11 protein-coding genes and 1 pseudogene are annotated in these 9004 nt (G+C 43.4%); 10 read left to right on the forward strand and 2 right to left on the reverse strand.

Annotation, left to right across the window (positions count from 1 at the left end; all coding sequences use genetic code 11):
• The first annotated feature begins 6 nt into the window (after nt 1-6).
• Nucleotides 7-492 carry a DUF3368 domain-containing protein gene (locus tag F7734_RS43065; RefSeq protein WP_166482503.1) on the forward strand — a complete coding sequence of 162 codons (486 nt, stop codon included), beginning with the start codon at nt 7-9 and terminating at the stop codon, nt 490-492.
• Nucleotides 493-617: 125 nt separating this feature from the next.
• Here the strand turns inward: F7734_RS43065 and F7734_RS43070 are convergent, their stop codons facing one another.
• Entirely contained in the window at nt 618-1256 is a 639-nt protein-coding gene (locus tag F7734_RS43070; RefSeq protein ID WP_155750513.1) for an SH3 domain-containing protein, read from the reverse strand.
• Between the two features lie 274 nt (nt 1257-1530).
• Between F7734_RS43070 and F7734_RS43075 the strand changes: the two are divergent.
• The 9 genes and pseudogenes from F7734_RS43075 to F7734_RS43115 form a co-directional block, all read left to right on the forward strand.
• A pseudogene (locus F7734_RS43075) lies at nt 1531-1776 on the forward strand (DUF1822 family protein); the annotation flags it as partial.
• Nucleotides 1777-2008: 232 nt separating this feature from the next.
• Nucleotides 2009-2212, forward strand: coding sequence for a DUF5615 family PIN-like protein (locus tag F7734_RS43080; RefSeq protein WP_207714340.1), 204 nt, complete (start codon nt 2009-2011; stop codon nt 2210-2212).
• Nucleotides 2213-2406: 194 nt separating this feature from the next.
• The gene (locus F7734_RS43085) at nt 2407-3252 is read left to right on the forward strand and encodes a GNAT family N-acetyltransferase (RefSeq protein ID WP_155750515.1); all 846 of its coding nucleotides are present in this window, start codon (nt 2407-2409) and stop codon (nt 3250-3252) included.
• Between the two features lie 108 nt (nt 3253-3360).
• Nucleotides 3361-4161: a transposase gene (locus F7734_RS43090; protein WP_243147387.1), complete on the forward strand. Its 801-nt coding sequence runs from the start codon at nt 3361-3363 to the stop codon at nt 4159-4161.
• Between the two features lie 2 nt (nt 4162-4163).
• Entirely contained in the window at nt 4164-4286 is a 123-nt protein-coding gene (locus F7734_RS43095; protein ID WP_347566381.1) for a helix-turn-helix domain-containing protein, read from the forward strand.
• Between the two features lie 161 nt (nt 4287-4447).
• The gene (locus F7734_RS43100; RefSeq protein WP_155750516.1) at nt 4448-5506 is read left to right on the forward strand and encodes an alpha/beta hydrolase; all 1059 of its coding nucleotides are present in this window, start codon (nt 4448-4450) and stop codon (nt 5504-5506) included.
• A 53-nt stretch (nt 5507-5559) separates the two neighbouring features.
• A complete protein-coding gene (locus F7734_RS43105) occupies nt 5560-6102 on the forward strand; it encodes a nuclear transport factor 2 family protein (protein ID WP_155750517.1) in 543 nt (180 codons plus the stop codon).
• A gap of 173 nt (nt 6103-6275) precedes the next feature.
• Nucleotides 6276-7388, forward strand: a complete 1113-nt coding sequence (locus tag F7734_RS43110) for an aldo/keto reductase (protein WP_155750518.1) — start codon at nt 6276-6278, stop codon at nt 7386-7388.
• Nucleotides 7389-7494: 106 nt separating this feature from the next.
• Nucleotides 7495-7944 carry a hypothetical protein gene (locus tag F7734_RS43115; protein ID WP_155750519.1) on the forward strand — a complete coding sequence of 150 codons (450 nt, stop codon included), beginning with the start codon at nt 7495-7497 and terminating at the stop codon, nt 7942-7944.
• 159 nt (nt 7945-8103) lie between these two features.
• On the opposite strand, the gene F7734_RS43120 is transcribed toward F7734_RS43115, so the two are convergent.
• Nucleotides 8104-8850: a ferritin-like domain-containing protein gene (locus tag F7734_RS43120; protein WP_155750520.1), complete on the reverse strand. Its 747-nt coding sequence runs from the start codon at nt 8848-8850 to the stop codon at nt 8104-8106.
• Between the last annotated feature and the right edge of the window lie 154 nt (nt 8851-9004).

Here is a 9004-nt window from a genome sequence, read left to right on the forward strand (position 1 = left end):
AAGAGCGTGATTATTGTTGCTGACACAACTCCATTAAGTGAATTGGCGAAGGTTGGGCGATTGGAACTGCTGCGTGACATTTTTGGAAACGTTATCATTCCTCAAGAAGTTTATGACGAAGTAACTGTGGGAAACTATCCTGCTGCGACACAAGTTCCTGTTGCCAATTGGATTAAAGTGCAGCCTGTTGGTAATGTTCAAATGGTGCAAACTCTCCAAGCACAGACCGATCTTGATTTAGGTGAATGTGCTGCTATTGTTCTAGCACAAGAGTTGAAAGCCTTGCAGCTATTGATAGATGACTTAGATGCAAGAAAAATAGCGAAATCCAAAGGATTGCAGCTAATCGGTACTGTGGGCGTTTTGCTCTTGGCAAAAGAGAATGGTTTAATTTTTAGCGTTAAGGACGTAATGGATGAATTGATTGCGAATGGAATGTGGATAAGTCAGAGATTTTATATAGAAGTGTTAGCGATCGCACTTGAGTTATAACACAATCTGCCTGCAAAAATTCAAGGGACGGGCGTATCGCCCGTTCCTAGAGTGCAAGGAATCAGGAGAATTGTAAAACATAGTTGTAGTATAACTACCAACAACCAACCACTAACCACTCACCACTAACCTTCATACACAATCAAATGAGTTGGTTTGTGAGTGCGAATAAAATTTGTCATAATGTCCCGTTCTTTAACAGTTGGCGTGGCAAAACAACCAGCCGTACCAGTGTTAGAATTTTGAGCCAAAGCAGAGGGATCGTAGTGAACACCTATACCGGAACGTCCCGTACTGAACAGAGGTGTTACTGGAGACCAAACACCACCAAATTCAGGTTTATTTCCTGGTGGTGTACCGACAACCCCAAGGCTGTCAAACTTGTAAATGCCAAAGGGTAGAGGTGTTTCAGTACCTGCAACATCAGAAGGAGTTTGCTTACCAACTCGACCGGAAACAGCTTGTACTGTGTTGATAACATTACCATTGCTATCTATCAGTCGAGTTTCGTAGACTCTCAAACCGCCACCGATGGTTTTTGTCGTTCTTTTAGCAACCACTCGTGCTGTTTTGATAGTTGTGAGAAATTCGTTAGCAACCCAGCGATTCGTTCCAATTTGTACCCACTTCCTGTTTCCTGCTTGCACGGGTTCGCCAGTCACTTGGACTTCAGTACCATTGCTGAGAGAACCTACTGATTCTCCATTGGGTTTAGAACGCACTGTGAGAGGATCGCCTTCTTTTGTTGCAACGTAAGTAGCCATTAAAATATGCCTTAGGTGATGTAAAAGTAATTTAAAACTTTTCCTGCTTGGAATTGTTTTTGGTGACTCTAGATACTTCAATATCTGCTGACCAAATTACGGATAGGTTCTTGAGAGATTGGAGGCTGCAAAATCCCCGACTTCTTATAAGCATACAGCCGAGCGATGGGGGGTTTAAACCGTTTGGCAGAGCACAATGGCAACAACTATCAGGGAAAGACAAGGGAAATCCAATGTAACCTGATAATACAGAACGAATCATCAGAATCATCAAGACGAAATTAAGATTTTGATACAAGTGTCTCTCACGAAAGATGAGTATGTGCCAGGGACAAATGCGTACATACCTGAAAAATTAAAGGTGGCTGTAATTGACGATAAGGGAGAGGAAGTTTTATATACGACTTCTCGGCATAATGATAATTGGATTGAAGTCGAATTTAGTGCTTATTTTGGGGAGAAATTTAGTGTTGATGTGATTTTAAAAGAGTCAAAAATTACACAAGAGTTCGTTGTATGATAAGTAGATTGCGTAGGGGCGATCGCTTATAGTGTTTTTGCTTTCTTATAGCCGTTCGTCCCTAGGAACAAAAAATTTACTGACATTGCTTATGAAGAAGTTAGTTATCCTCAAGTTTGATGGCAATATTGATTCCGAACTTCATGTCACTTTAGAAATCGCTGATGACGGAGAACGGTCAATAGCGATGTTAATTCAATTAAAATAAACTTGATACACCACACCCCAAATCATGACAGACCATGATAAAGATTTTGGTGAAAAAATATTTCGAGAAGGTAATCCGCACAGAGGTGTAATTTTTTTGCGATTAGAAAATGAAAGGGCTACAAATAAAATCGAAAAGCTTCAACTATTATTGGAAAATTATGCAGATAGACTACCTGAACAATTTGTAGTTGTTACTGAAAATCAAGTGAGATTTGCATCACCATGATGTGTCAGACATAATTCTGACGCTTTATTACACTCAAACCCAAAAAGGACTAACTGTTGCTTGGATAATGTTAACTAAGTCTCTGCTCGCGCACTATGATGAAACCAGCCTTGGTTGATACGAACATTTTATCCTTATTTTTCTGCTCCACAATAATATGGAAGTAGAAAGATGTTTATACCAGGATATCACCAATGACAATCGACAATTTCACCGTTCGACCAATGAAGAGGTCGGAATTAGATTTGATAATTGATTGGGCAGCAGTTGAAGGCTGGAATCCTGGAATTTATGATGCTGAATGTTTTTACCAAGCCGATCGATGCGGTTTTTTTGTGGGCGAGTTAAACAATGAACTTGTGGCAAGTATTTCCGCTGTTGCTTACTCTAAGCACTTTGCCGTTATTGGCTTTTATATTGTCAAACCCCAGTTTCGTGGGCGGGGTTTTGGCGTGAAAATGTGGAGGGCAGCAATGGCATATCTTGGTACTGAGCGTAACATTAGTATAGATGGAGTGCTTGCCCAACAGGAGAACTACCAAAAATCAGGTTTTCAAATCGCCTACCGTCATACTCGTTATGAGGCAAAGGGCGGCGGCGTTGTGCCGGAGAGCATTGTAGAACTCAAAACTGTGCCTTTTGAGAAGTTAGTTGCTTACGATCGAGAGCTTTTTCCGGCTGAGCGCAAGCAGTTCCTACGACTTTGGATAAACCAATCAAACAGTAATGCCTTAGGGGTTGTTAGAGATGGGCATATTGTTGGTTATGGAGTCATCCGCCCTAGTTATACAGGTTTGCGGATTGGACCGTTGAATGCCGACGATGAACAGATTGCCGAGCAACTCTTACTCGCCTTGCTTGCTTTTGGAACTGAAGCGAGGGTGTTTCTTGATGTGCCAGATGCTAATCCAGAAGCGATTAAGCTGGCTCAACGTTACGGGATGAAGCCAGTCTCTGAAGTCGCTCGGATGTACAATAAAGAAATTCCTAACTTGCCTATAAATCGTGTATTTGCTGTGACAAGCTTGGAAGTTGGTTAGTTAGGTAAATGTCATTCGCCAATCAGTCATGCCTTCAAAGGGTTGGTGCGTGATTTGCGCTCGGTGTGTGATGAGCCACAAAACCCCTGATACATAAGCGATCGCACTATGAGAATTGAGGGACAAGCTATAACGATTGAACGAATCGAAAAAGACTGGTTATTCTTGTCAATTTCAAAGCTTGATGGTTGGGTTAAAGTGCGTTTACATCGACCTTTGCCCTTACGGGTTCGCCAGTTCCCTACGGAGGGAAACCCTCCTTCAGGACTGGACTCACCTAATGGTTTTGTACTGAAAAATGCTTTATTAACTAAAAAAGCAGATGGTTGGTACGTGACCATTTGTCTAGAAGATCCAAATGTGCCTGAATTCAATCCTGATGAAGTGACACCCACTTGGGATAATACTTTGGGATTGGACGCAGTTCTGCATGAAGATGATTATTTGGCAACTTCAGAGAATACCAAATTACCTTCCTTAAAGTCTTTCAGGAAGTCTGAAAAACGTTTGGCTAGAGTTTCTAATCGTAAATCCGCCAAGAAAAAAGGAAGCAAGGCAAGACGTAAACTAGCCAAAAGGGAAGCGCGAGAACATCAACGTATTGCTAGAGCAAGGAAAGACCACGCATTCAAGACGGCTCATGCAGTAATTCGGACAAATAAAAAAGTTATTGTACATGAAGATTTAAATCTGAAAGCTTTGTCAAAACGCAACAAAGCTAAGCAGGATGAGGACGGCAAGTATTTACCTAATGGTCAGTCAGCCAAATCGGGTTTAAATAAATCCTGGTTAGATGCTGCCTTTGGACAGTTTTTTACAATCCTAGAATACATAGCTTCAAAAGCTGGGGCTAGGGTCATAACCGCTACATTCTGCAACGGCGCATCGAACGGGCAAAAGTATTGCTAAAAGTGACGCGATTTTCGTCAGCAGAAATTGCCTATCAGGTAGGTTTTTCCAATCCGAGTCACTTTACCGCGCAATTTCGCAAGCTTACAGCGGTAACACCAAAGCAATTTCGCGACAGTAAATAGAAGTACAAAAATCACCCCCCTTTGTCCCCCCAAAGCATCGGGGGGATGAAAGGGGGGTGTACTCTGAGCATAATTTTGATATAACCGCGCAAGAATGGGGCGTGAATGCTTTGGGCAGATTCTCTAAATTGGATTTAACAAGAAACAACAGAGAACGAACAATGAAAACAATATCCTCTGCCATCAAAGCTTCTGCCCTCTCACTGATTTTGTTAACTGGTAGCGCTTACGCCCATGCACAAAATTTGTCAGAAAGCAAGAATTCAACACAGCCACGAGCACAGCAAGTTTCTGATACTGTTATTGCGGCTAACGCCTACAAACCCGGTGTTAATCGAGTCACATTTCAAAGCGAAGGTGAAACGCTGGTTGGTAACTTGTACTTACCTGCTAACTACAAACCTGGCGATAAGTTACCCGCTGCGATCGTTGCAGGTTCTTGGACAACAGTGAAAGAGCAAATGCCAGCCACCTATGCTCGCAAGCTTGCAGAACAAGGATTTGCTGCCTTAGCATTTGATTTTCGCTTCTTTGGGGAAAGCGGTGGTAAGGTTCGCAGTTTTGAGTCTCCCACTGCCAAAATTGCAGATATCAAAAATGCTGTTAGCTTCTTGCAAACTGTTGATGCTGTCGATAGCAAGCGAATTGCCGGGTTAGGCATTTGCGCTTCCGCAGGTTATATGGCAGTGGCTACAGCAACTGATTCTCGTATCAAGTCATTTGTCGCTGTTGCACCTTGGATTCATGATGCAGCAATTGTCAATACTATTTATGGCGGAGAGAACGCTGTACAAGAAAAAATCAAATCATCACAGGCAGCGCGGGTTAAATTTGAACAGACAGGTAAAGCAGAATACGTTCCCGCTATTAGCACCACAAACAAACAGGCAGCAATGTATGGCAATGTTGACTATTATCTCAATTCCAAACGGGGTGCAATTCCCCAATGGGCGAACCAATTTGCGGTCATGTCTTGGGCGGAGTGGTTGACTTTTAGTGCCATGCCACAAGCCAAGCAAATCAAAGTACCGACTTTATTTATCCACAGTGAGAAAGCCGCAATTCCTGATGGAGCGCGTCAGTTCTTTGCCGCAATCCCTGGCGATCGCAAAAGTATAGTTTGGTTTCCCGAAGCGCAACAATTTGATTTCTATGACCGAGAAGCAACTATTAATCAAGCCGTTGCTCTCACAGTTAAGCAATTAAGAACATCCCTATAAAAGCTTTTCCCTCAATCGTTTCCTTAAAACTCTAAAACAAGGATTTTGTCAAGATGTTAATGCAAAAAGTTTTAATTGGCGCAACCTTAATGCTGAGCTTATTGACAATCGGACCTCAAACCCAAGCTGGTATAACAAATATGGCAACTGTAAACACTGAGGCTGAACCTATTCGCCAGAAAAACGAGCAAACCATCCGCACATATTTCCAGTTATTATCCCAAAAACGTATGAATGAATGGCTACAACTATGGGCGGATGATGGAGTACAAGATATGCCCTACTCTCCTGCTGGATTTCCCAAACGAGTTGAAGGCAAAGCCGCCGTCGCCAAACATTATTCGTCATTACCAACCAGTGTTGGACGCATGGTGTTCCCTGACTTAAAAATTTACCCTACTACTGACCCCAATACTTTCTTTGTAGAATTTCGTGGCGAAATTGAAGTACTGGCAACAAAAAAGCCCTACAACAACACCTACGGTGGACTCTTTAAATTCCGTGATGGTAAGGTTATACTTTTTCGCGAATACTACGATCCTATCGTTTTTATAGAGGCTTGGGGCAATCCTAGTGGCTTTACTCAGCAGAAGTAATGACACCCTTTGCACCATAAAATTACCGATCTTCTTCTCCTCTTTCTTCGTGTACTTTGCGACGCCAGGTGCTTCAACTCTGGGAACCAGAGCAACGCACTGGCTCCAAAATGCGGTTCATTTCAATTAGGTCACATTAAACACTTTTCAAATATACACAAGGAGCTACAAACATGTCTCTCAACACTTACTACACTCTAGGACATTCCGGACTGCGCGTCAGCCGCCTCGCCCTCGGTGCAATGACCTTTGGTACTGAATGGGGTTGGGGAAGCGATGAATCCACCGCACGCCAAATGTTTAATACCTACGTTGATGCAGGCGGTAACTTTGTTGACACGGCAGACTTATATACAAACGGTACGAGCGAAACATGGTTAGGTAAATTTATTGCCGAGCGCAACCTACGCGATCGCGTTGTAGTGGCAACTAAGTTTAGCTACAATGCCGAACCAGGAAACCCAAATGCTGGTGGTAACGGGCGCAAAAATATTATGCGGGCGGTAGAAGGTTCGCTACAAAGGTTGGAGACTGATTACATCGACCTCTACATTCTCCATACTTGGGATACAATCACCCCAGCCGAAGAAGTCATGCGGACACTAGACGATCTCGTTCGTTCTGGTAAAGTGCGTCACATCGGACTGAGCAATACGCCAAGCTGGTATGCAGCACGAGCACAAACTATCGCCGAGTGGCGCAATTATGAACCGCTTTGCACTCTCCAGCTCGAATACTCGCTCATTGAGCGTAACATTGAGCGGGAATTTATTCCCCTCGGTCTGGAACTGGGAATGGGTACAATGGTATGGAGTCCCTTGGCGAGTGGACTTCTCAGTGGTAAGTACAAACCCAGCGAAGGTGGAGTTACAGGAGAAGGACGACTGGATACGGTTCGCGGTATCTCAAATCCAGCGTTTCAAAAGTTTAGCGATCGCAACTGGAAAATTGTAGCAGAACTGGAAACGGTGGCAAAAGAACTTGGGCGCAGTATGGCTCAAGTTGCAGTCAACTGGACAGCAAATCGCCCTGGAATTGCATCGGTGATTATTGGAGCCACCAAGCAATCGCAACTGGAAGACAATCTTAAAGCTCTCTCGTTTGAGATTCCCACCGAACTTGCCAACCGTCTCGAAGCTATCAGCCGCCCCGAACCACAGTTTCCCTACAGTTTCTTTGGTTCAGAAATTCAAGGCATGATTCACGGCGGTGCAACAGTTGGATACAAGCCTGCTGGATATCAACCTGATGTGTTGATTCAGTCAACAGGGGCAGGTGTATCTTAACGGCTGTATAGAACTTAACTCAAATTCCATTGCTAAATACGACCATGAATTCTCAACGCCGTAATGTGCTGGACTTACGAAGAAGGGACTCGTCCCGGTTAATTTTATGATGCAATCTGATATTCTCATCCTCAATGTCTCTTGGGACGAGCTTGCCATCAAGTACGCGTATTCGGTTAAACCACCTGTTTGCTCAACCAATACTTTAATAGTCAGTATTGAGATATACCAGATAGGAGTTACTAATGCGATACCAATGGGGGGCTTCGCTAACGCAGAGGAATTTGAATCCAATTGGTTGAACGATGTCCGGAAAAAACCGCTTCTAGATTATCTGCAAATCACACTTAGCCTGTTGAGATTTGAGCAAATCATTGACCAAAAAATGCTTTATTGCGATCGGCATCCTATTTTAAAGAGGCAGATTAGTAATCCCTCGATTCTTCATTTAGCACATCTGCTACGAGCCGAAATGGAAACTCCAAAATTCCTCAATCAACAGTTTGTTTCTTCAATTGTCACTGCTTTGATAATTCATTGTTGGCAGCAATTGTGATTGTGGTTATGAAAACTATGTACTCTCTCGTTCCCAGCCAGAGGCTGGGAATACAGGCTGCGAGGCTCTGCCTCGTGCTAGCTGTAAGTTAGGAGGCGGAGCCTCTCTTAAGGCATTCCCAGCCTGAGGCTGGGAACGAGGTGGGGGATTTTGGCGTCCCTATGCAGCCACGACTTCAGAATGAGTTTCTGAAGACTTAGCATCTTGCACCATTGAGCGAGAATTATTCTTGCCCTGCAACATATTTCCAGCAAATGCTAACATGGCGTTTGTTTTACGAGTACGCCATTCATTTATAAGTTTTTCTACACTAGCAGCTGGCATTCGCCGCATCATTGCTTCGTAAATGTAAGCAGCATGACCGGTTTCATCTTTGGCAATACTCAAGATTCCCAATTTCAAGTTGCGCGTGACTGGATCGTTTTCGGGTAAGACATTTGCCATGCGGGTAAAGTCTTTACTTGCATCTAACTCTAAAATGTAGGTGCTACCCATGAACACATCCCAATCAATCACTTCTGGTTTGAGTTGTTCTTGAGAATAGCCCTCGAAGAAAGCTGCAAAAAAGGGGCTGCGGCGTTCTTGTGATTTATTTTCCTGAGTGTTTTTTGGCAAATTTTTAAAATCTATAACTTCTTTATTAAGTTGCTTTAAGGCGTGGGCAAAAATTTGACCGTGCTTGGTTTCATCAGATGCGTGTTGTGCCAGTTTTTCTGCAAGCCATGTATCACCTTCTGCTGCGGCGCGATCGCTGAGTCCGCTCAGCAAAGGAACAGAACCAGACTCTGCCAATTGAAATCCTGCTAGAACATTGGGGCGAGTTTTAGGGTCACGGATTTGAGCGGCAAAGTAGTAGGCGCTGACACCAGAACCAACCAAGTGCATGAAGTAAGAAGAGAGGTTCATGAGCAATTGAAGCTAATGATGGGAAGTTACATTTCTTATACTAGTCTTCATTTTTTGATTGAGGTGATAAATTTTTCTTGAGGAGTCGCAAGATCCCAGATTTATCCAAGGAGAAATCTGGTCAATGGGAAACGACACCCCCAACCTCTAGCCC

The sequence above is a fragment of the Scytonema sp. UIC 10036 genome, assembly GCF_009725235.1.